A 22,074-nucleotide genomic window follows, 5' to 3' on the forward strand; every position below is an offset into this window, starting at 1 on the left:
ATGTTGCGTTGGTTGACCGCCGGAGAATCACATGGCCCGGCTCTTGTTGGAATTATTGAAGGCGTCCCCGCAGGCGTGGAGCTCACGAGCGCCCACATCCGGGACGCCCTTGCGCGCCGTCGGCTAGGCTATGGTCGCGGTGCCCGCATGAAGTTTGAGCAGGACGTGGTCACCATTTTGGGTGGCGTCCGCCACGGCCTGACTCAGGGTGGCCCCGTCGCCATCCAGATCGCCAACTCCGAGTGGCCCAAGTGGGAAGCGATCATGTCTGCTGACCCCGTGGATGCCGCTGAGCTTGAAGGCCAGGCACGCAATGCCCCGTTGACGCGCCCGCGCCCCGGCCACGCTGATTTCACCGGCATGCAGAAGTACGCCTTTGATGAGGCCCGCCCCGTCCTGGAACGTGCCAGTGCTCGCGAAACCGCCACCCGAGTAGCTCTTGGCGCGGTTGCTGCACAAATGCTGGCCGCCGTTGGTGTGGAGTTGGTCAGCCACACCGTGCAGATTGCCGGCGTAGCCTCACCGGAAACCGCGGCGCTGCCGGTCCTTGCCGATGTTGCTGCCCTGGATGCTGATCCGCTGCGCTGCTTTGACGCAGCCACCTCTGCGGCCATGGTTGAAGAGGTAGATACCGCGCAGAAGCAGGGTGAAACGCTCGGCGGCGTGGTTGAAGTCTTGGCCTACAATTTGCCTCCCGGACTGGGCAGCTACGTGCATTGGGATCGCCGTCTGGACTCCCGCTTGGCCGGTGCCCTCATGGGTATCCAGGCCATCAAGGGTGTTGAAGTGGGCGACGGCTTTGCTACGGCAGCCCGCCGCGGTTCGGCCGCACACGATGAAATTGTCCGCGATGAGTCTGGGCGCATCATCCGCACCTCTAACCGCGCAGGCGGCATTGAGGGTGGCATGAGCATTGGCGACGTCTTGCGAGTCCGTGCTGCCATGAAGCCCATCGCCACCGTCCCGCGCGCCCTAAAGACCATTGACGTGGCCACGGGTGAACCCGCCAAGGCGCACCACCAGCGCTCTGACGTCTGTGCTGTTCCTGCGGCCGGCGTGGTGGCTGAAGCCATGACAGCACTGGTGCTGGCCGAAGCCCTCGTTGAGAAGTTTGGCGGAGACTCCATCACGGAGACCAAACGGAACATGGACAGCTACCTGGCAGCCATTCCTGCCAATCTGGATACTCAAGGCCACTGATGATTAGGGGCCGGGATCCGGTTGGGGTGCCGGACTTTACGCCCCAACGGCCCATCGTCATGATTGGGCCCATGGCTGTGGGCAAGTCGGTTATTGGTGCCGAACTGGCCCGTGTGTTGGGCCTGAGCTTTGTGGACTCCGATCACAAGATTGTGGCCAAACATGGGCCCATTCCGCGGATTTTTGCCGCCAAGGGTGAGCATCATTTCCGCCAGCTGGAAGCCAAGGCCATCGCCGATGTCCTGGACGCACCGGCCCCGGCACCCGTAGTCCTGTCCTTGGGCGGCGGCGCCGTGCTGGACTCGGGCACCCAACAGCTGCTGGCTCGCACCACTGTAGTTTTCCTGCGCGCAGAACTGGACACCGTCCGGGAGCGCATTACCCGCAATACCGGCCGGCCCCTCTTGGCGGCGGATCCCGTCGCTACGTGGGAACGCCTCGCGGCCGTCCGCGGCCCCGTGTACGCCAGGCTGGCCGACATCACTCTTGATGTTGGCAACTCCAATGTGCCGCAGCTTGTTGAGCGGCTGATCCACCTGCTGGAAACAGAATCAAGGAAAGAGAATTCTTAAACCGTGAATATTCAGAACACTCCCGCAGCACCGAACACAGTCATCAAGGTCACCGGCGTCTTGCCGCAGGACAACTACGACGTCGTAGTGGGCCGTGGACTGCTGGCCCACCTTCCGGGGCTCCTGGGGGAGCGGGTCAAAAAGGTTTTGGTGATCCATCCCCGTGCGCTGCGCATGACAGGTGACGCCGTACGTGACGAGCTGGAGGCCGCAGGCTTCACAGCCCTCACTGCTGAGATCCCCGATGCCGAAGAGGGTAAGCACATTCAGGTGGCTTCCTTCTGCTGGGAAGTGCTGGGTAAGAATGATTTCACCCGTTCCGACGCCGTGGTGGCTGTGGGCGGTGGCGCCGTGACCGACGTCGCCGGTTTCGTGGCAGCAACGTGGCTGCGCGGGGTCAAGCTCGTGACCATGCCCACCTCACTGCTGGGCATGGTGGACGCCGCCGTGGGTGGCAAGAACGGTATCAATACCGCCGAGGGCAAGAACCTTGTAGGCACGTTCTACCCGCCGGCAGGTGTTCTGGTCGATCTGGACACGCTGGACACGCTGCCGCGCAACGAACTCATCTCCGGCATGGCTGAGGTGGTCAAGTGCGGTTTCATTGCGGACCCCGCCATCCTCGATCTGGTCGAAGCCAACCCGGAGGCTGTAACGGACCCGCGCTCCGACGTACTTCGGGAACTCATTGAGCGCTCCATCAGCGTCAAGGCGAAGGTGGTCTCCGAGGACCTGAAGGAAACCGGCCTGCGGGAAATCTTGAACTATGGGCACACCTTGGGGCATGCCATTGAGCTCACGGAACGGTATTCCTGGCGTCATGGTGCCGCTGTTGCTGTTGGCATGATGTTTGCCGCCGAACTGGCCCGCAGCGTTGGTCGCCTCAGCGATGAGGATGCTGACCGGCACCGCACCATCCTTGACTTGCTGGGTCTGCCCCTGAGCTACCGGCGCGACCGCTGGCAGGCACTGCTAGATGGCATGAAGCGCGATAAGAAATCCCGTGGCGATCTGCTGCGCTTTGTGGTGCTCGATGGCATTGGCCGCCCCGGCATCCTCGATGTTCCCGACCAATCCCTGCTCTTTGCCGCCTACCAAGAAATAGCGTCCTGACATGGGATTGAAAGATTGGCCCTCCGCCGGATTCCCGGGCACAGCCGTCAACCCCATGACGTTGATGCCCGAGGTGGTGGACGAAGAAGCGTGCACGCAGGCCCTGAACGAATCCAATGACGCCGCGGATACGGTCTTTGTCCTGCTGGCCCGAGGGCTGATTGCTGAGGCTGCCGATGCGGCCGCCGACGCACGCCTAGGTGACCCGGGCTCCTTGCGCCTGCAAGTTCTTGATGCCGAGATTCTGCGCGCCAGCAAACACTACGACAGGGCCGAGCGGATCCTCCGCGCCCTGCTGCCCGAAGTTGCTGGCACGCCCATGGAACCGTGGGTTTTCCAGCAACTGGGCAAGGTACATTTTTCCAGCGGCGCATTTGAAACGGCTGCCAAGACGTTCGCCACCGCGTTGGAGCTGCGGGTAGCCTCGGGATCCGACGCCTCGGCCATTTACTCAGCCACCGTCTCCCTCAAGCGGGCACTGGACCAGGCCGAACGCGCCTAAGCCCGACAACGCTGCATCACCTTTTGGGGTTTTTCCGGCGACGCTGCATCACCTTTTGGGCATTATTTGCGAACGCTGCATCACCTCACTGGCGGCAGGCCGGCGTCGTACTTGTCATAGTGGGCGGAATCATGCGGCGCGGAGTCTTGGCATGCGGTAGTATTGACAATGGATTTTTGATAATACTTATACGCTAAGAGGCAACTGTGGCAACGACTAACGACATTAAGAACGGAACCGTTCTCAAGCTTGAGGGCCAATTGTGGAACGTCATTGAGTTCCAGCACGTCAAGCCGGGCAAGGGTGGCGCATTCGTTCGCACCAAGATGCGCAATATTCTCTCCGGCAAGGTAGTCGATAAGACCTTCAACGCTGGCTTGAAGATTGAAACCGCCACTGTTGATCGCTCTGACTTCCAGTACCTGTACCAGGACGGCGAAGACTACGTATTCATGGACAATGACAACTACGACCAGATCACTGTGTCGGCGAAGACCATTGGTGACGCCACCAACTTCATGTTGGAAAACCTGAATGTGACCATTGCATTGCACGAAGGCAACCCGCTGTACATTGAGCTGCCGCCGTCGGTTCAGTTGCGCATCACGTACACCGAGCCTGGCCTGCAGGGCGACCGCTCCTCCGCTGGCACCAAGCCCGCAACCGTTGAGACCGGCTTCGAGATCCAGGTTCCGTTGTTCGTTGACAACAACACCCTGGTCAAGGTTGACACTCGCGACGGCAGCTACTTGGGACGTGTCAGCGAGTAGTGGCAAGCACTAAAGACAACAATCCCTCGGGCAAACCGAATTCGGCACGTTCCAAGGCGCGTCGCCGCGCCTTGGACATCTTGTTCGAGGCCGAGCAGCGTGAAGTTAGCGCCATGTCTGCCTTGACGGCACGGCGTGAAATCGCCGATCAGATCATCAACCTCTACACGGTTGAAGTGGTCGAAGGTGTGACGGCAATGGCTGAGAACATTGACGAATTCCTGCAGACCTACTCTCAGGGCTGGACGCTTGAGCGTATGCCGGCCGTGGACAGGAGTATCCTGCGCATTGGCACCTGGGAACTGCTCTACAACGACGACGTCCCCGACGGAGTTGCCGTGAGCGAAGCCGTTGAACTGGCCAAGGTTCTCTCAACAGATGAATCGCCTCAGTTCATCAACGGTCTGCTGGGTCGCCTGCAGCAGATCAAGCCGACACTCTTGGCTTAGCACTTAGCACTTCAGTACAATGACCCGCAGCCTGAGGCTGCGGGTCATTGTGTTTAAAACGGCTGTTCCGAAAGGGAAACTCACCCGGCTGCGCCGTTAGCGGGGCTGCTGCCAGTTGTTCTGCGCCTGCAGCTGTTGCGCCTGTATTTGCTGAGCCTGCACGTTCTGTGACTGCCACACGGCGTGCGCATGGCGACCCAACAGCTCTGTGCGGACGCCTGTGATCTTGTTCAACAGCGCCATCTCTAACTCCTGGCCGGCTCTGAACCGATTGGCTGCGGTGCTGCCAGCCCCGCCTCGGGCATCGACCAGGAGTCGCTGCCGGGTGAAGGCCAGTCGCGTGGCCAAGCGGATGAATTCCTTCATGATGGGTCCGGCCGCAAAGGTTTTGGACCATATCAAGGCACGACGACGGCCCGAACCCGTAGCGAGCATCGGCACTTCTTCTTGGGTGAACCAGCCGGACGGGACGTACTCGGACAGCCGTTTGCGTGTCAGTTTCGCCTCCGAGCGACGCAGCAAAATGATGCCGACAATGCTCAGGATGAACAGGGGCACTTGCAGTACCACATAGGCGACGAAGAAGTTTCCACCCAGAAAAGCAGTGCCATTCCACAGTCCGTGCAGCAGCATGGCGGGAACCAAGCCCACAACCCAGGCGCCCAAGACCATTAACGTGCCACCGTTGCGGGCCGCATAGCCCACGCAGACACCCAGTGTTGCGGTGAACATGACGTGGGCAAAGGGGGACATCAGCCCGCGCATGATGAAGATGCCTACCAATCCGCCCACAGCTCCGTCGGACTCGGAGAGCGCCTGGCCAAAGTAGAGGATGTTTTCTGTGAATGCGAAACCTGCGGCAATCATGCCCGCATAGACCACACCGTCAATGGGTCCGTCAAAGGTGCGCCGGCGCAGGAAGAACAGCAGCAGCACTCCTGCTCCCTTGCACAATTCCTCCACGAGTGGTGCCTGGATAACGGCACCCACCATGTCGGCGTCGGCCGTGGGGTTCGTGGTCATGAGTAGCGGTTGCACCCAGCTGCCAATGACCAGTGTGGTGATGACAGCCATTCCGGCGCCCCAGCAGAATCCAAAGAGCAACGCCGTCTTGGGTTCCGGTTCCCACCTGTCAATCCACATCAGCGTGGCAATGCAAATGGCCAACGGAATCAGGGCCAGCGCCCCACAGATCAAAAAGACGTTGGCACCAATGGAAATGGCGAAGAACGCTAAGGTCACCAGTGTGACCAAAGCAAGGACACAGAGCAAGATGATGTTGGTCACCTTCACGGCCGTGCCGCGGGTTTTCCTTTTTGCCGGGCCGGGGGCTGGGTGCACCCAATAGTCGGGCGCGTAACTCAAGGCAGTCCCCGGGGCTGCAACGTGGGGCAGGGGTGCTTGGGCATAGTGCGGTTGCTGCTGTGGTGCCCCTGCTGCGGGGGTTTGCCAGTGGCCGGGTTCACTCATGCTCTCAAGCGTAGGGCCATAGCTGGCCTGCTCAAAGATGCCGCGCGCAACAGCCTCTTACCGGTCCTACCCGGTCCGACACGTGCCAGTGATCGGCCAGCCAGCCATGCGCGCAGACGCGGGAGGATGCGGGCGCTGTGGTAGTTTGAGGTGTACGCAACCAACCTTTTAATTCCGTCCTGTGAGGCGGGGAAAGGGGACGCGAGAATGACTACTTCCTCTGCAGCATCGCAGGGCAGTCAGCAAAACTCTGCTCCTGTAACTGTGTCCCGTGTAGTGCTAAGCGCCGCGGACATTGAACGGGCGCTGACTCGTATCGCCTATGAAATTCTGGAAGCCAATAAAGGCTTGTCGGACCTGCTGCTCCTTGGCATTCCCCGACGCGGCTTCCCGCTCGCTCAGCGCTTGGCCGTCAAATTGGCCGCCACCGATCCCACAGTGGATCCAGCCACCATTGTTGGCCAACTCGATGTCACCATGTTCCGTGACGATCTGGCCCAGCAGCCCACACGAGCTCCCCAACGCACGCAATTGCCCGTCTCAGGCATCGATGGGAAAACCATTGTGCTGGTCGATGACGTGCTGTATTCCGGACGCACCATCCGGGCCGCACTGGATGCCTTGGTGGATCTAGGCCGTCCCCGCGCTGTGCGCCTAGCCGTTCTGGTTGACCGCGGCCACCGCGAACTGCCCATCCGCGCAGACCACGTAGGCAAGAACCTGCCCACCTCCTCAAGCGAAAAAGTGCGCGTGCACCTCGTCGAAATCGATGGCGGGATTGCTGCTAACGATGAAGTTGTGATTGAGGCTGGCGCATGAGGCACCTCCTTGATACCGAAAGTCTGAGCCTCGAAAACGCCATTCAAATCCTGGATACCGCTCAGGAAATGAGCGCCGTTGGCGAACGTGAAATCAAGAAGCTCCCGGCCCTGCGCGGCCGGACAGTGGTGAACCTCTTCTTTGAAGACTCCACCCGAACGCGCATCTCCTTCGAGGCCGCTGCCAAGCGTCTCTCCGCAGATGTCATCAATTTCAGCGCCAAGGGCTCCTCGGTATCCAAGGGTGAATCGCTCAAGGACACCGCCCAGACACTAGAAGCCATGAGCGCCGACGCGGTGGTCATCAGGCATTGGGCCTCCGGCGCCCCCGCGCAGTTGGCCAACTCCGGCTGGATTGATGCAGCCGTCATCAACGCCGGCGATGGCACTCACGCCCACCCCACCCAGGCGCTGCTGGACGCGTTCACCATGCGCGCCCACTGGTCAAAGATTCAAGGCACCGCCTCGGTGGGCGCCGATCTAGCCGGTATGCGCGTGCTGATCGTGGGGGACGTGCTGCACTCTCGCGTGGCCCGATCCAACGTCTGGCTGTTGCGTACCCTTGGTGCCCACGTGACCTTGGTGGCTCCGCCCACCTTGCTGCCTGTCGGCGTCGAGCATTGGCCGTGCGAGGTTAGCTATGACCTTGACGCCGCGCTGGAAACCGGGGTTGACGCTGTCATGATGCTGCGCGTTCAGGCCGAGCGCATGAACGCGTCATTCTTCCCCTCAACGCGCGAGTACGCCCGCCGCTGGGGGTTCGACGACGCCCGCCTCGCCAAGCTGGATGCCCTTAACCTCAAGGACACCATCATCATGCACCCCGGCCCCATGAACCGCGGTCTGGAGATTTCCTCCGCCGCCGCCGATTCACCCCGATCCACCGTGCTGGCCCAGGTCCGTAACGGTGTCTCGGTGCGCATGGCTGCCTTGTACCTCCTGCTTTCCGGGGAAATGCGCGAAACTCCCGCTCAACTCGCCGTTCCCTCAACCCTGCCTTCAGTAAAGGACCCTTCATGACTGCCGTAAGTTACTTGATTCGTTCAGCGTCGTTGTTGGGCCAAGAGACAACGGACATTTTGGTGCGCGACGGCGTAATTGCCGCCCTGGGGGAGAACCTCACCACCGATGTCGTGGGCGATGCCACCGTGATCGACGCCAGCGCGCTGGTAGCCCTGCCCGGCATGGTTGATCTGCACACTCACTTGCGCGAGCCCGGCCGCGAGGATGCCGAAACCGTTGAAACCGGTACCCGCGCTGCAGCCTTGGGCGGCTTCACCGCAGTCCACGCCATGGCCAACAGCTCACCGGTGGCCGACACCGCCGGTGTGGTGGAGCAGGTTCACACCCTGGGCCGCGAATCCGGCTGGGTTGACGTACGCCCCGTTGGCGCCGTGACAGTAGGCTTGGCCGGCACCCAGCTGGCCGAACTGGGCGCCATGGCAGATTCCCGCGCCCGCGTCCGGGTCTTCTCCGACGATGGCATCTGCGTCAGTGACCCCGTCCTGATGCGCCGCGCCCTGGAATACGTCAAGGCGTTCGACGGCGTGATCGCCCAGCATGCGCAGGAACCTCGCCTCACCGAAGGCGCCCAGATGAACGAAGGCGTGGTCTCGGCAGACCTGGGCCTGACAGGCTGGCCGGCCGTGGCCGAAGAGTCCATCATTGCCCGCGACGTGCTATTGGCCCAGCATGTGGGCTCACGCCTGCACGTCTGCCACGTGTCCACTGCCGGTTCCGTGGAGATCATCCGCTGGGCCAAGGAACGCGGCATTTCCGTCACGGCCGAGGTCACTCCGCACCACTTGCTGCTGACTGAAGAACTGGTTCGCAGCTACAACCCGGTCTACAAGGTCAACCCACCGCTGCGCGCCGACGCGGACGTGCACGCCCTGCGTGCGGCTCTTGCCGACGGCACCATTGACATTGTGGGCACCGACCACGCCCCGCACCCCAGCGAAGCCAAGGAATGCGAATGGGCTGCTGCGGCTATGGGCATGACAGGACTGGAAACGGCCCTGTCGGTAGTGCAGGAAACCATGATTGAAACCGGCTTGATGACGTGGGCCGACTTTGCTCGCGTCACCTCCACCACCCCGGCCCAGATTGGCCAAGTGGCTGATCAGGGCCGTCCGCTGGAAGTAGGGGAGCCGGCAAACATTGTCCTGGTTGACCCTGCCGCGCGCTGGAACGTTGACCCGTACGCCATGGCCACCAAGGGCCGCAACTCACCGTTTGCCGGGCTGGTCTTGCCCGGCAAGGTTGTTGCCACGTTCTTCCACGGCCACCCCACCGTTTTGGATGGCAAGCTGAACACCCCTTACCGGGCGGTGACACAGCAGTGAGCAAGGAAGCACTCATCGTCATCTCCGCAGGCTTACCGATGCTGATCATCTTCGGGCTGATGGCCTGGGGATGGCGGAACAAGCTCAAGCGTCAAGGCACGCTGGCACACCTGCCAGAAGTGCCCGATGATCTTGCTGAGGCCATCATCAGCGTTCCGGGCCAATACGTGGTCACCACCTCGGCCGGCGATTGGCTTGATCGAGTGGCCGTCCAAAGCCTGGGAATCCGCACCCCGGCTGTTGTCCACGTACACCCTGAGGGTGTGGTGATTGAGCGAAAAGGTGGCCAAAACCTCTTCATCGCCCAAGACGCGCTCATCGAAGTGGATACCAAAGCCGGAATGGCCGGTAAATTTGTAGAGAAGGATGGGCTGGTTGTTATCAGCTGGCAACTAGCAAACGCTGCGGTGGACACCGGATTCCGGACCACCGAGGCAGGCGCCAAGCGTCCATTAATACTCGCATTGCAGGAACTGCAGGGATCGCAGGCATTGCCGCCTAATGACAGCGACACACATAGCAACGGAAAGAACAATTGAGAATGAGTGATGCAACTATGCCTGCACAGGCACTTTTGGTCTTGGAAGACGGCCGCACTTTCCGTGGCACCAGCTACGGAGCGCAGGGCACGGCCCTGGGCGAGGCAGTCTTCACCACCGGCATGACCGGTTACCAGGAAACCTTGACGGATCCTTCCTACGCCCGTCAGTTGATTGTTCAGACGGCACCGCACATCGGCAACACCGGTGTGAACAAGGCAGACAATGAGTCCACTCGGATCTGGGCTGCCGGTTACGTTGTTCGCGACGCCGCCCGCCGCCCGTCAAACTGGCGCAGCGAGGGAACGCTCGACGACGAGCTCACCAACCAGGGGATCGTTGGCATCCAGGGTGTGGACACCCGTGCCATCACCCGCCACCTGCGCGAGCGTGGCGCCATGAAGGCCGGCATCTTCTCCGGCGCCGACGCATCCGCTCCAGAAGCCGAGCTGCTGGCCCAGGTTTTGGCACAGCCGTCCATGGCAGGTCTGCGCCTGGCTGAAGAGGTCAGCGTCGACGAGGCATACGTCGTCGAGCCTTCCGCTCACGGCTGGGAGGGTGAGCCGCTGTTCACCATCGCAGCCCTGGACCTTGGCATCAAGGCCATGACGCCCACCCGCTTCGCCGAGCGTGGCGTGCGTGTGCACGTGTTGCCGGCAGCCACCACCTTCGAAGAAGCCTCCGCGCTGAACCCCGATGGCGTCTTCATCTCCAACGGCCCCGGTGACCCCGCCACGGCCGACCGCCAGGTGACTTTCGTCCGCAGCTTCCTGGACGCTGGCGTGCCGTACTTTGGCATCTGCTTCGGCAACCAGATCCTGGGCCGCGCCCTGGGCTACGGCACCTACAAGCTGCGTTACGGCCACCGCGGCATCAACCAGCCCGTCATGGACCGCAGCACCGGCAAGGTGGAAATCACCAGCCAGAACCACGGCTTCGCCGTTGATGCCCCGCTAGATGGACCCACCCAGGCCCCCGAAGAGCGCTTCGGCCGCGTTGAGGTCAGCCACATCAGCCTCAACGATCAGGTTGTTGAAGGCCTCTCCTGCCTGGACATCCCCGCCTTCTCGGTGCAGTACCACCCCGAAGCCGCGGCCGGCCCGCACGACGCCGCCTACCTGTTCGACAGGTTCATCACTCTTATGACCGCTAGCAAGACCGCACAGAGCCAGGAAAACAAGTAATGCCAAAGAGGGAAGATCTCAAATCAGTTTTGGTCATTGGCTCCGGCCCGATCGTGATTGGCCAGGCTGCCGAGTTTGATTACTCCGGCACCCAGGCGCTGCGTGTTCTGAAGGAGGAGGGCCTGCGGGTCATCCTGGTCAACTCCAACCCGGCCACCATCATGACCGATCCCGAGTTCGCCGACGCCACCTACGTTGAGCCGATCACCCCCGAGGTCATCGAGAAGATCATCGCCAAGGAGCGCCCCGACGCCATCCTGCCCACCCTCGGTGGCCAGACCGCGTTGAACGCCGCCATCGCGCTGGATAAGAACGGTGTGCTGACAAAGTACAACGTCGAGCTGATCGGCGCGAACATCGCGGCTATTGAGCTCGGCGAAGACCGCGAAAAGTTCAAGGGTGTCGTTGAGCGTTGCGGTGCTGAATCAGCACGCAGCCACATCATCCACACCATGGAAGAGGCGTACACCGCCGCTGAAGACCTGGGTTACCCCATGGTCGTCCGCCCCTCATTCACCATGGGTGGGCTGGGCTCCGGCCTGGCGTACACGCCGTCGGACTTGGAACGCATTGTGGGCCAGGGCCTGCAGTACAGCCCCACCACCGAGGTTTTGCTTGAAGAGAGCATCCTGGGCTGGAAGGAATACGAGCTGGAGATGATGCGCGACAAGAACGATAACGTCGTGGTTGTTTGCTCCATCGAAAACTTTGACCCGGTTGGCGTTCACACCGGTGACTCCATCACTGTGGCCCCGGCCATGACCCTGACGGACCGCGAATACCAGAACCTGCGTGACATCTCCATCGCCGTCATCCGCGAGGTTGGCGTTGACACTGGTGGTTGCAACATCCAGTTCGCCATTGAGCCCGACACTGGCCGCGTCGTCGTCATTGAGATGAACCCGCGCGTGTCCCGTTCCTCGGCCCTGGCGTCGAAGGCAACAGGCTTCGCCATCGCCAAGATCGCCACGAAGCTCTCCTTGGGCTACACCTTGGACGAGATCCCGAACGACATCACGCAGAAGACGCCGGCCTCCTTTGAGCCCAGCCTGGACTACGTGGTTGTCAAGGTTCCGCGCTTCGCGTTTGAGAAGTTCCCGGCGGCGGACCCCACGCTGACCACCACCATGAAGAGTGTTGGCGAGGCCATGGCCATTGGCCGTAACTTCACGGAGGCCCTGCAGAAGGCCTTGCGTTCCTTGGAGCAGAAGGGCGCCAGCCTGGACTTCTCGTCGGTCAACGCCCTGGATGTCCCGGATTTGATCGAGGCAGCCAAGCGCCCCACCACGGATCGCCTGGCTCAGGTGCAGCGTGCCCTGCTCGGCGGCGGCACCATCGAAGAGCTGTACGCAGCCACCGGTATCGATCCCTGGTACCTGGATCAGCTGGTTCTTCTCAACGAGGTTTCGGCAACCATCCGTAAGTCCACCGCCCTAACCCCGGAAATGCTGAAGCTGGCCAAGCGCCACGGCTTCTCTGACGCCCAGATCGGTGCCCTGACCAACAACTCCGAGGCTGTTGTCCGCGGCGTGCGCCAGGCTCTGAGCATCCGCCCGGTGTACAAGACGGTTGATACCTGCGCGGCCGAGTTCAACGCCTACACCCCGTACCACTACTCTTCCTACGACGAAGAGGATGAGATTGCGCTGCACGAGAAGCCGTCAGTCATCATTCTCGGCTCGGGTCCGAACCGTATTGGCCAGGGCATCGAGTTCGATTACTCCTGCGTGCACGCCTCCATGGCTCTGCGCAAGGCCGGCTATGAGACAGTCATGGTCAACTGCAACCCGGAAACCGTCTCTACCGATTACGACGTCTCCACGCGCTTGTACTTTGAGCCGCTGACCCTTGAGGACGTCCTCGAGGTCATTGCCGCTGAAGAGCGTACCGGCGGCGTTTTGGGCGTGTTCGTCCAGCTGGGCGGCCAGACCCCGCTGAAGTTGGCACAAGAACTGGCCGACGCCGGTGTGCCCATCTTGGGTACTTCCCCGGAAGCCATCGATTTGGCCGAGCACCGCGGCATGTTCTCGCGCGTGCTGGACAACGCCGGTTTGATTGCGCCCAAGAATGGCACTGCCGTGTCCTTCAACGACGCCAAGAAGATCGCCGACGAAATCGGCTACCCCGTGCTGGTCCGCCCGTCCTACGTTTTGGGCGGCCGCGGCATGGAGATCGTCTACGACGAGGCCAATCTGTCCCGCTACATCAAGAACGCCACTGAAATCACCGAGGCCCACCCGGTCCTGATTGACCGGTTCCTGGAAGACGCCATCGAAATTGACGTCGACGCTCTCTTCGACGGCAAGGACATGTACCTTGGCGGCATCATGGAGCACATTGAAGAAGCCGGCATCCACTCGGGTGACTCGGCCTGTGTGCTGCCTCCCATCACCTTGGGCAAGGACGTGCAGGAGCGCGTCCGGAAGGCAACCCGTGCCATCGCTGAAGGTGTAGGCGTCCGCGGCCTGATCAACATTCAGTTCGCGCTGGCCGCAGACATCCTCTATGTACTTGAGGCCAACCCGCGTGCCTCACGCACCGTCCCGTTCGTTTCCAAGGCAACCGGCGTGCAGATGGCCAAGGCAGCCGCGCTGATTGGTGTTGGCGTGTCCATCGCCCACCTGCGCAGCGTGCACCACATCCTGCCTGAAATTGGCGACGGCGGCACCCTCCCGGACAGCGCCCCCGTTGCTGTCAAGGAAGCCGTGATGCCATTTGCGCGATTCCGCACCGTGGAGGGTCACGTTGTTGACTCCCTGCTGGGCCCGGAAATGCGTTCCACCGGTGAAGTTATGGGCATTGACAAGCACTTCGACACTGCCTTTGCCAAGAGCCAGGCGGCCGCCAACGGCGCCTTGCCGCTCGAAGGCAAGGTCTTCGTCTCGGTGGCCAACCGTGACAAGCGCTCCATCATCATGGCCGTCAAGCGCCTGGCCGATCTGGGCTACGAAATCGTCTCCACCGGAGGCACCGCGGACGTGCTGCGTCGCAACGGCATCGAGTCCACCATCGTTCGCAAGATCGGTGAGGGCGTCTCCGAAACCGGTGAAGGCACCATTGTTGACCTGATCAACAACGGCGAGATCGCCATGATCTTCAACACCCCTTCAGGTGGCGAGGCTCGTGGCGACGGTTACGAAATCCGTGCGGCAGCCGTCTCCATCGGCAAGCCCTGCATCACCACGGTGGCTGAGTTCAACGTGGCAGTCCAGGCCATGGAGGCACTGCGCACTTACGAGTGGGATGTCACTAGCCTGCAGGAACACGCCAAGGTTCTGGCGGCAGGTCAGGCAGCTGCGAATGCCTAACAACAATGCACCACAGGATCACGACGGCCGCGCTGCTGGGGCCCCCGATCGCGAGGGCCCCGCGGCGAGCTTGCGAGACGGGGGAGCGATCAGGGGATTTGGTGCGCGGCTCGCCGCGGCGATGCTCGCCCGCGGTCCTTTGTGTGTGGGTATCGACCCGCACCCGGGACTGCTAGCAGCCTGGGGCCTTGAGGATTCCGTCGAGGGTCTGCGAAGCTTTTCGCTGACAGTGCTGGAAGCAGTTGAGCCTCTTGCTGCGGCCATCAAGCCGCAGGTGGCGCTGTACGAGCGTCACGGTTCTGCTGGTATGGCGGTTCTGGAGGAACTGTTGGCAGCCGCTGCGGAGGCCGAGGTGCTGAGTATCGCGGATGCCAAGCGTGGAGACATTGGCTCCACCATGGCCGGCTATGCCGACGCTTGGCTGCGTGATGGATCTGCTCTTGCAGCCGATTCGGTGACTTTGAGCCCGTATCTGGGTTTTGAGTCGCTGCGTCCGGCGCTGGATCTTGCGGCAGCAAATGGTAGGGGTGTGTTTGTTCTCGCATTGACGTCCAACCCCGAGGGCGCCTCCGTTCAGCACGTCGGCGGAAACGAGTCGGTGGCCAAGCGCATTGTCGAAGCGGCCGCGCAGGAGAATCGCCGTTACGCCGAACAGGCTCTGGGTTCGGTTGGACTGGTTGTTGGCGCCACCGTTGGTAGTGCTCTGAGTGAGCTCGGCATTGATTTGGCCGCGCTGCACGGGCCCATTCTGGCTCCGGGCCTCGGTGCGCAGGGTGCCACGGGGGCGGACATGGCGCTCACTTTCGGGGCTGCCTATCCCGCCGTACTGGGCACTTCCAGCAGGGGCATCCTCGCTGCCGGACCGGATATTGCGGCTCTGCGGGCAGCTACCACACAAACGCTCGCCGGGCTAAAGTAACTCCGGCACGCCATGCTGTAACAGCTGCTCAGGCTGCGCCAAGTGCGCCAGCAGATTGATTTGCATCCCCGGTGCGGATAGGTTCGACACTATTATTGTGTTCGCCATCCGCGCCGGGGATATCCGTCATCAGGGAGCTTTTTCGTGAACTTGCCGCACCTCTCGCATGAACAACGCGCAGAAGCGCGGATTAAGGCCATTGCAGCCCGGGCGGTCAGATCCCAGATAAAACTAGATTTAAAAACAGGGCAGACCAGTGTGGCCGACGTGCTTGATGCGGCTGCGGCCGAGCCTGCCTTGGACAGACTTAGAGTTAGCGATTTATTGGAAGCCCTTCCGGGCATTGGAAAGGTACGTGCAACTGTGATCATGAGCGAGCTGGGGATAGCCCCAACGCGCAGGGTGCGTGGCTTGGGCGTGCACCAACGCCGAGCCTTGATTAGCTACCTTGGGAAAAAGTCATGAGCGAAGTATCTGTGCCGTCCGTGCCGTCTGAAAGTACCGTCCGCACCAAGCCGCACAGCGGCGTGACGGTTCTGGCCGGGCCCACCGCCGTCGGCAAGGGCACTGTCTCAACGTTCATTCGTGACAACTACCCGGATGTGTGGCTGTCCGTTTCAGCCACCACCCGCCCGGCACGCCCGGGTGAAGAAGAAGGCGTGCACTACTTCTTCCGGTCAGCGGAGGAATTTGATTCCCTCGTGGCCGACGGCGAACTCCTCGAGTGGGCGGTTGTCCACGGCGTGAACCGCTACGGCACCTTGCGCAGCACCGTCCAGGCTGCTGTGGCCGCTGGAAAATCGGTGCTGTTGGAAATTGATTTGCAGGGCGCACGCCAGGTGAAAGAAGCCATGCCCGAGGCTGATTTTGTGTTCCTAGGCCCTCCGAATTGGGACGAATTGGTCCGCCGATTGGTGGGACGCGGCACAGAAACGGCCGAAGAACAGCACCGCCGCTTGGAAACCGCTAAACTGGAACTTGCTGCCGCCCCGGAATTTGATTACGTCATTGTCAATGACGATGTCAGCCGGGCTGCAGCCGCGCTTGTTGAACTGATGGGGCTCACCCCTCACCACACTGCTTGAGCCAGCAACGTGGGCCGTTAAACGTCTACAGTGTTGGATCTGCAAGACACCCTTTCGATTTTTTGGAGAAGTAATTGACTACACAACCCGAAGGCATCATCAATCCCTCGATCGATTCGCTGCTTGAAGCTGCCGACTCGAAGTACGGACTGGTCATCTTTGGTGCCAAGCGCGCACGCCAGATCAACGCTTACTACGCTCAGCTCCACGAGGGCCTGTTCGAGTACGTTGGCCCGCTGGTAGACACCAAGCTGAACGAGAAGTCCCTCTCCATCGCTTTCCGTGAAATCGACGAGGGCCTGCTGGTTTCCACTCCCGTCGAGACCGCGTAACGGCAGCTCGATCAAACCCACTGTGTCTACCTTGAACATTGTCTTGGGCGTAGGCGGCGGCATCGCCGCCTACAAGGCAGCCTTATTGCTGCGCCTCTTCACCGAGGCCGGCCACCAGGTCACGGTCATTCCCACCGACGCATCCACGAATTTTGTGGGCGTCGCAACCTGGGAGGCCCTGAGCGGGCGACCCGTCACCAACAATGTTTTTGACGCCGTGGATCAGGTCAACCACGTGAGGATCGGCCATGAGGCCGATTTGATCGTGGTGGCCCCGGCCACCGCCGATCTTTTGGCGAAGGCCGCTGGCGGACACGCCAACGATCTGTTGACCACCACGTTGCTGATGGCCCGTGGTCCGGTGCTTTTTGCCCCGGCCATGCACACGGAAATGTGGGCGCATGCCTCCACGCAAGCCAATGTTGCCACACTGCGCTCTCGCGGCGTGCACGTTGTGGACCCTGCCGTGGGGCGGCTGACTGGAGTGGACTCCGGTCCTGGCCGGCTGCCCGAGCCGGAAGCGATTTTTGCTGCTGCCATGGCCTTGCTTGACGGCGACACGGCGGCCGTTTCTACGGCTGCTGTTGATTCTTTGGTTCCGCTTGAGCTTGTGGCACAGCAAGCACAGCACGACGCCGGATTGCCGGCGTCCGCGGACACCGCACCTAGCGTAGGGGATCAGCCGGGAGATGACGCGCTGCTTGAGTCTTCGGCGGATGTAGTTGGCCTGCTAACCGGAATGCACGTGCTGATCACTGCTGGTGGAACGCGTGAACCTCTGGACCCAGTGCGGTTCTTGGGCAATAAGTCTTCTGGCAAGCAGGGTGTGGCACTGGCGCAAGCGGCCTTGGCCGCAGGCGCTACCGTCACCTTGATCCATGCGCATCTGGAAGTGCCCCCTCCCGCGGGTGCCAAGCTGCAGTCGATTGAGACTGCGCTTGAATTGCGGAAGGCAACTCTGGCAGCGGCGGCTTCGGCCGACGTGGTCATCATGGCCGCTGCCGTGGCGGACTTCCGCCCGGCGAACGTATCCTCTGGCAAGATCAAAAAGCGTGACAACGTCGAGGACCCCGTCATTACCTTGGTCCGCAACCCGGACATCTTGCTTGAACTCGTGGCGCACAGATCCGCGCAGAACCAACAACAGCTCATCGTTGGATTCGCTGCAGAAACCGGTGACGACGAAGCCGATGCCCGCAGCTACGCTGAAGCGAAACTGCGCCGCAAGGGCTGCGATTTGCTGGTTGTCAATGAAGTTGGGCCGGGGGATTCCGGCAGCGAGCGGGTCTTCGGTCAGGACACCAACCACGTGGAGATTTTGGCTCTTGACGGTGCCGCCCCCGTGCAATCCGGAGGCAGTAAGCGCCAGGTGGCAGACGCCGTCGTGCGTGTCATTGCACAACGGCTCGGGCGAACCTAACAGCTCACCGGCAACACACTATGTATGACAAACCGTGTCTCACAGCAATGGGTGGCGCGCTATCCCAAAGTAAAGTAGAACAGTGACTTCAGTGAACCCCCTGCGCCTATTTACGTCCGAATCCGTGACGGCAGGCCACCCCGATAAAATTTGTGACCAGATCAGCGACGCCATCCTTGATGCGCTGCTGGCCGAGGACCCGGACTCCCGCGTCGCCGTTGAGACCATGGCCACCACAGGCCTGGTTCATGTGGCGGGCGAGGTGACCACCAATGCGTACGTGGAAATCCCGGCGATTGTCCGCAACACCATCTTGGACATTGGCTACGATTCCTCGGCCAATGGTTTCGACGGCGCCCGCTGCGGCGTGTCCGTCTCGATCGGTCAGCAATCACAGGACATCTCCGACGGTGTTTTCAACGCCCTCGAGGTCCGTGAAGGCACCGCCGTGGACAAGTACGACTCCCAGGGTGCCGGCGATCAGGGCCTCATGTTTGGCTACGCCAGCAATGAGACAGCCTCCTACATGCCCACTCCCATCTTCTTGGCGCACCGGCTCTCCGAGCGCCTCACCGATGTGCGCAAGTCAGGCCTGCTGGAATACTTGCGCCCGGATGGCAAGACTCAGGTGACCATCGGGTACGACGGCGAAAAGCCCGTCTCGGTCGATACCGTTGTCATCTCCAGTCAGCACGCCGAAGGCACCATGCTGGACAAGCTGCGCGCCGATCTGAGCGAGTTCGTTATTGCTCCGGTCATGGAAGCCTCAGGTCTGGATGTTTCCGGCCTGAAGACGTACCTGAACCCGGCCGGCCCGTTCGTGGTGGGCGGTCCCGTGGGCGATGCCGGTTTGACCGGTCGTAAGATCATCGTTGACACCTACGGCGGCATGGCCCGCCACGGTGGCGGCGCCTTCTCCGGTAAGGACCCGTCAAAGGTTGACCGTTCCGCCGCCTACGCCATGCGCTGGGTTGCTAAGAATGTTGTGGCTGCAGGGCTGGCCTCACGCGCGGAAATTCAGGTCGGGTATGCCATTGGCGTGGCTCGCCCGGTGGGTGTCTACGTTGAGACCTTCGGCACCGAAACAGTGGATCCGCGCCGCATCGAGGATGCCATTGCGGCCATCTTCGATCTGCGCCCCATGGCCATCATTGACAGCCTTGACCTCAAGCGTCCCATTTACGCCAAGACGGCCGCTCACGGTCACTTTGGCCGCAACGATCCCGATTTCACTTGGGAAAACCTCGATCGCGTCGATGCTTTGAAGGCTTACTTCAACGCATAATCGCTTTTTGTTATCCACAGCTGAGCACAGCCCGCCGACTACTTTGTCAGTGGCCTGTGCTTAGCTTGTTTTAGGCCGAGTTTTCCGGCTGAAATTTCAAGCCCTCAGGGGCAAGCCCAAGCGGGTGAGCCCTTGGGGCTTAGTCAGGCGGGTTTGCCGCACCACCAATCGCAGGAGAATGCCATGGCTGATTCAGCTCACCATGATGGCCCGGGCGAGGGTGTGCAGCTGAGCCTGCTTAGTGGCTTTGTGGCCAAAGAACGCGTGGCCGATCCGCACAGCGGCGTAGTGCTGGCACCTGTTCTGCCGGTGGCACACGTTGTCATTGATTCTCCGCTGCCGCACCTTGACCGGATCTTTGATTACTCCGTTCCCTTAGAGCTCGACGCCGAGGCGCAGCCGGGCGTGCGGGTGCGCGTGAAGTTCTCCGGCCAGGACCTCAATGGTTTCCTGGTTGCTCGCGTGGCAGTATCCGAGAGCGAGCGCTTAGTTCCTCTCAGCCGCGTGTATTCCGCTGTCCCTGTGCTGGCTCCGCAGGTGCTGGAGCTGGCGCATCAGGTGGCGGCTCGTTACTGCGGCACGGTTGCAGATGTGCTTCGTGTTGCCGTTCCTCCCCGGGTGGCCAGCCTGGAGAAGGTGTACCTGAAGAAGGCTGCCGAGCGAGCTGCTGGAGGTTCTGGTGGGTCAGGGGCTGACGCAGGCGCCGATGCTAGCCGAACCGGGGGAGCCGTGGCCCACGATCCCCATCTGGAGCCCCTCTTAGAGCCACCGGCGGCTGCCAAGCCGGGTCATTCCCTCTTCGGTGATTACCCGCATGCAGAGGACTTTCTGACCCGCCTTGCCATGGGAGATAGCCCCAAGGCTGTCTTGGGGACCCTTCACGGATTCGGTCCCGTGTCGTGGCACCGGCAGCTTGCTCAGGTGGTGGCCTATTGTCAGCTGTCGGGTCGGGGAGCCATCGTGGTGGTGCCGGATCTTCGGGACCTTGAGCTGTTGGATCATGCCTTCGCTCAGGTGCTCCCAGCGGACAGCTTCGTCAAGCTAACGGCCGACGACGGCCCCAGCCTCCGCTATGCCAACTTCCTCCGCGTCCTGTCAGGTGACGTAAAGATTGTCATTGGCACGCGGTCGGCTGCCTACGCACCCGTGGCGGATCTGGGCCTGGTCTGTTGCTGGGATGACGGTGATGAGCTGCACGTTGAACGCCGCGCCCCCTACCAGCACAGCCGGGATGTACTGCTGCTTCGTTCAAGTATTGAAGATACTGCTGTCTTGATGGCCGGGCACAGTAGAAGTAGCGAGTCTCAACGCCTCGTTGCGACGGGCTGGGCACAGGACCTTGTTGCCGCCCGTCCGGAGGTGCGTAAGGCCGCGGCCAGGGTCATCAGCACCTCGGACTCCTTCGAACAAGAACGCGATCCTGCAGCGGCCATGGCGCGTCTGCCTCACCGGGCTTGGGAGACTGCCAAGGCGGCTCTGAAGTTTGGACCGGTGCTGGTTCAGGTAGCTAGGACCGGGTATGCGCCGGCACTTGCCTGTCAGCGCTGCCGTGAAGTGGCCCGCTGCCAGCACTGCACCGGCCCGCTTATGCAAAGCCGTGCAGCTGGGTCTGCCTCCGTAGCGGTGACCTGCAAGTGGTGTGGGCAGCCCGAGAATGCCTTCAGCTGCAACACCTGCGGGTTCAATCAGTTGCGGGCAATCACCGTGGGTGCCTTGCGCACTGCCGAAGAGCTAGGCCGGGCATTCCCATCGGTGCCTGTTATTTCCTCCTCCGGGGACAACATCAAAACAATGGTTCCGGATAAACCGGCCATCGTGGTGGCCACCATTGGTGCCGAGCCGGTGGCTTCTCACGGCTACGCGGCTGCGCTCTTGCTCGATGGTGATTCCATGCTTCGGAGGGAGTCATTGCGTGCGGGCGAGGAAACGCTGCGCCGGTGGATGAACGCGGCTGCGCTGGTGCGCTCCGCTAAGGATGGCGGAATCGTGGTTGTCACCGCAGATGAGTCTCCTGAGGTGGCTGCGCTGGTGCGCTGGGATCCTGCTGGGCACGCAGAACGAGAGTTCGCGCTGCGTCATCAACTCGGCTTGCCGCCGGCCATGAGGCTGGCCTCGTTGACGGGGCAAGAAAGCGACGTGGAGGCGTTTGTGGCTGCATTGAAGTTGCCGGATACTGTGCGCAGCATCGGACCCGCGCCCGTTGCGGCAGCGCACCTGGGTGCTTCGAGCGCTGGAGGTGCCGATGCTGAGGATGCCCCCGATTACCGGACTATCCTGCTCTTTCCTTACTCCATGGCGGCGACCGTCACGGCCAGTATGCGTGCCTTGAAGGCGTCCAACGCGGCTCGCAGGGTAGGCTCTCCCGTCCAAGTGCGATGCGATGGTTTGGACGTCCTCTAAAACACGGCACAACAGGTTACTAAAACTTTCTTAGAGGCTGCGTATGGGTCTGACAATGGTGAGTTGGTGCGGTTACCGTGTCGGATGATGTGCGAGCTCCCAGAGCTGGTGCTGGCTGCGGTAGCTGACCCAGATCCGGGAACGGAAGGGGGCGTTGACCCGCCGTCGGTGCCGAAGTGTCTCGAGAATGCTGTGGTTGGGTTGTAAAAGCGGGCGTCATAGCTATTGATGACTTATGAGGGGTTTTGAGCACCCAGCATGCTTTGACCTGCAGCGCTTGGTCGTCTGTCAAGGGCCATGAGTTTCTGCCCACCAGCGGTCAGGTTATCTACCCACTGGTGGCCAGCAATAATGCCCGGATAT

Annotated in this window: 20 protein-coding genes; 19 read left to right on the top strand and 1 reads right to left on the bottom strand. The window is 61.5% G+C overall.

Annotated elements, in window-relative coordinates; translation table 11 throughout:
* The 6 genes from aroC to nusB all read left to right on the top strand — a co-directional run bounded on the left by aroC (window position 1) and on the right by nusB (window position 4,606).
* A complete protein-coding gene (gene aroC, locus CXQ93_RS15305; protein ID WP_104111289.1) occupies window positions 1-1,200 on the top strand; it encodes a chorismate synthase in 1,200 nt (399 codons plus the stop codon).
* Between the two features lie 71 nt (window positions 1,201-1,271).
* Window positions 1,272-1,772 carry a shikimate kinase gene (locus CXQ93_RS15310; protein ID WP_258069039.1) on the top strand — a complete coding sequence of 167 codons (501 nt, stop codon included), beginning with the start codon at window positions 1,272-1,274 and terminating at the stop codon, window positions 1,770-1,772.
* Window positions 1,773-1,781: 9 nt separating this feature from the next.
* A complete protein-coding gene (gene aroB / locus CXQ93_RS15315; RefSeq protein ID WP_104111319.1) occupies window positions 1,782-2,885 on the top strand; it encodes a 3-dehydroquinate synthase in 1,104 nt (367 codons plus the stop codon).
* A gap of 1 nt (window position 2,886) precedes the next feature.
* Window positions 2,887-3,387 carry a lipopolysaccharide assembly protein LapB gene (locus CXQ93_RS15320; protein WP_104111291.1) on the top strand — a complete coding sequence of 167 codons (501 nt, stop codon included), beginning with the start codon at window positions 2,887-2,889 and terminating at the stop codon, window positions 3,385-3,387.
* 206 nt (window positions 3,388-3,593) lie between these two features.
* Window positions 3,594-4,157, top strand: coding sequence for an elongation factor P (gene efp / locus CXQ93_RS15325; RefSeq protein ID WP_104111292.1), 564 nt, complete (start codon window positions 3,594-3,596; stop codon window positions 4,155-4,157).
* Entirely contained in the window at window positions 4,157-4,606 is a 450-nt protein-coding gene (gene nusB / locus CXQ93_RS15330) for a transcription antitermination factor NusB (RefSeq protein WP_104111293.1), read from the top strand. The genes efp and nusB overlap by 1 nt, the downstream gene beginning before the upstream one ends.
* A gap of 96 nt (window positions 4,607-4,702) precedes the next feature.
* Here the strand turns inward: nusB and CXQ93_RS15335 are convergent, their stop codons facing one another.
* Complete coding sequence (locus tag CXQ93_RS15335; protein WP_104111294.1) at window positions 4,703-6,076, bottom strand: PrsW family intramembrane metalloprotease; 1,374 nt, start codon at window positions 6,074-6,076, stop codon at window positions 4,703-4,705.
* A 207-nt stretch (window positions 6,077-6,283) separates the two neighbouring features.
* On the opposite strand from CXQ93_RS15335, the gene pyrR reads away from it, so the two are divergent.
* The 13 genes from pyrR (at window position 6,284) to CXQ93_RS15400 (ending at window position 21,711) form a co-directional block, all read left to right on the top strand.
* Entirely contained in the window at window positions 6,284-6,895 is a 612-nt protein-coding gene (gene pyrR / locus CXQ93_RS15340) for a bifunctional pyr operon transcriptional regulator/uracil phosphoribosyltransferase PyrR (RefSeq protein ID WP_104111295.1), read from the top strand.
* Window positions 6,892-7,914, top strand: a complete 1,023-nt coding sequence (locus CXQ93_RS15345) for an aspartate carbamoyltransferase catalytic subunit (RefSeq protein WP_104111296.1) — start codon at window positions 6,892-6,894, stop codon at window positions 7,912-7,914. Before pyrR ends, CXQ93_RS15345 begins: the two co-directional genes overlap by 4 nt.
* On the top strand, window positions 7,911-9,239 hold the full coding sequence (locus CXQ93_RS15350; protein ID WP_104111297.1) for a dihydroorotase: 1,329 nt from the start codon (window positions 7,911-7,913) through the stop codon (window positions 9,237-9,239). The genes CXQ93_RS15345 and CXQ93_RS15350 overlap by 4 nt, the downstream gene beginning before the upstream one ends.
* Complete coding sequence (locus CXQ93_RS15355; RefSeq protein ID WP_308470630.1) at window positions 9,236-9,778, top strand: hypothetical protein; 543 nt, start codon at window positions 9,236-9,238, stop codon at window positions 9,776-9,778. The genes CXQ93_RS15350 and CXQ93_RS15355 overlap by 4 nt, the downstream gene beginning before the upstream one ends.
* A gap of 2 nt (window positions 9,779-9,780) precedes the next feature.
* Window positions 9,781-10,962, top strand: coding sequence for a glutamine-hydrolyzing carbamoyl-phosphate synthase small subunit (gene carA / locus CXQ93_RS15360; protein ID WP_104111298.1), 1,182 nt, complete (start codon window positions 9,781-9,783; stop codon window positions 10,960-10,962).
* The gene (gene carB, locus CXQ93_RS15365; RefSeq protein ID WP_104111299.1) at window positions 10,962-14,270 is read left to right on the top strand and encodes a carbamoyl-phosphate synthase large subunit; all 3,309 of its coding nucleotides are present in this window, start codon (window positions 10,962-10,964) and stop codon (window positions 14,268-14,270) included. Before carA ends, carB begins: the two co-directional genes overlap by 1 nt.
* Window positions 14,263-15,189: an orotidine-5'-phosphate decarboxylase gene (pyrF, locus tag CXQ93_RS15370; protein WP_104111300.1), complete on the top strand. Its 927-nt coding sequence runs from the start codon at window positions 14,263-14,265 to the stop codon at window positions 15,187-15,189. Before carB ends, pyrF begins: the two co-directional genes overlap by 8 nt.
* Window positions 15,190-15,333: 144 nt before the next feature.
* Window positions 15,334-15,654, top strand: a complete 321-nt coding sequence (gene mihF / locus CXQ93_RS21135; protein WP_104111301.1) for an integration host factor, actinobacterial type — start codon at window positions 15,334-15,336, stop codon at window positions 15,652-15,654.
* Window positions 15,651-16,274 (top strand): guanylate kinase, encoded by a 624-nt coding sequence (gene gmk, locus CXQ93_RS15380; RefSeq protein WP_104111302.1) that lies wholly within the window; start codon window positions 15,651-15,653, stop codon window positions 16,272-16,274. Before mihF ends, gmk begins: the two co-directional genes overlap by 4 nt.
* 74 nt (window positions 16,275-16,348) lie before the next feature.
* Window positions 16,349-16,606 carry a DNA-directed RNA polymerase subunit omega gene (gene rpoZ / locus CXQ93_RS15385; protein WP_044575390.1) on the top strand — a complete coding sequence of 86 codons (258 nt, stop codon included), beginning with the start codon at window positions 16,349-16,351 and terminating at the stop codon, window positions 16,604-16,606.
* A gap of 31 nt (window positions 16,607-16,637) precedes the next feature.
* Entirely contained in the window at window positions 16,638-18,026 is a 1,389-nt protein-coding gene (locus tag CXQ93_RS15390) for a phosphopantothenate--cysteine ligase family flavoprotein (RefSeq protein WP_104111303.1), read from the top strand.
* An 82-nt stretch (window positions 18,027-18,108) separates the two neighbouring features.
* Entirely contained in the window at window positions 18,109-19,311 is a 1,203-nt protein-coding gene (gene metK / locus CXQ93_RS15395) for a methionine adenosyltransferase (RefSeq protein ID WP_104111304.1), read from the top strand.
* Window positions 19,312-19,494: 183 nt separating this feature from the next.
* On the top strand, window positions 19,495-21,711 hold the full coding sequence (locus CXQ93_RS15400; protein ID WP_104111305.1) for a primosomal protein N': 2,217 nt from the start codon (window positions 19,495-19,497) through the stop codon (window positions 21,709-21,711).
* Window positions 21,712-22,074: the final 363 nt, after the last annotated feature.

The organism is Arthrobacter sp. N199823, from assembly GCF_002929705.1.
Taxonomy (GTDB): Bacteria; Actinomycetota; Actinomycetes; order Actinomycetales; family Micrococcaceae; genus Specibacter.

What these genes read in the sequence shown, in the direction of transcription:
- aroC (WP_104111289.1), top strand. Translation starts at nt 1, where the DNA reads ATGTTGCGTTGGTTGACCGCCGGAGAATCACATGGCCCGGCTCTTGTT.
- CXQ93_RS15310 (WP_258069039.1), top strand. Translation starts at nt 1,272, where the DNA reads ATGGCTGTGGGCAAGTCGGTTATTGGTGCCGAACTGGCCCGTGTGTTG.
- CXQ93_RS15320 (WP_104111291.1), top strand. Translation starts at nt 2,887, where the DNA reads ATGGGATTGAAAGATTGGCCCTCCGCCGGATTCCCGGGCACAGCCGTC.
- CXQ93_RS15335 (WP_104111294.1), bottom strand. Translation starts at nt 6,076, where the DNA reads ATGAGTGAACCCGGCCACTGGCAAACCCCCGCAGCAGGGGCACCACAG.
- pyrR (WP_104111295.1), top strand. Translation starts at nt 6,284, where the DNA reads ATGACTACTTCCTCTGCAGCATCGCAGGGCAGTCAGCAAAACTCTGCT.
- CXQ93_RS15345 (WP_104111296.1), top strand. Translation starts at nt 6,892, where the DNA reads ATGAGGCACCTCCTTGATACCGAAAGTCTGAGCCTCGAAAACGCCATT.
- CXQ93_RS15350 (WP_104111297.1), top strand. Translation starts at nt 7,911, where the DNA reads ATGACTGCCGTAAGTTACTTGATTCGTTCAGCGTCGTTGTTGGGCCAA.
- carA (WP_104111298.1), top strand. Translation starts at nt 9,781, where the DNA reads ATGAGTGATGCAACTATGCCTGCACAGGCACTTTTGGTCTTGGAAGAC.
- carB (WP_104111299.1), top strand. Translation starts at nt 10,962, where the DNA reads ATGCCAAAGAGGGAAGATCTCAAATCAGTTTTGGTCATTGGCTCCGGC.
- pyrF (WP_104111300.1), top strand. Translation starts at nt 14,263, where the DNA reads ATGCCTAACAACAATGCACCACAGGATCACGACGGCCGCGCTGCTGGG.
- gmk (WP_104111302.1), top strand. Translation starts at nt 15,651, where the DNA reads ATGAGCGAAGTATCTGTGCCGTCCGTGCCGTCTGAAAGTACCGTCCGC.
- CXQ93_RS15400 (WP_104111305.1), top strand. Translation starts at nt 19,495, where the DNA reads ATGGCTGATTCAGCTCACCATGATGGCCCGGGCGAGGGTGTGCAGCTG.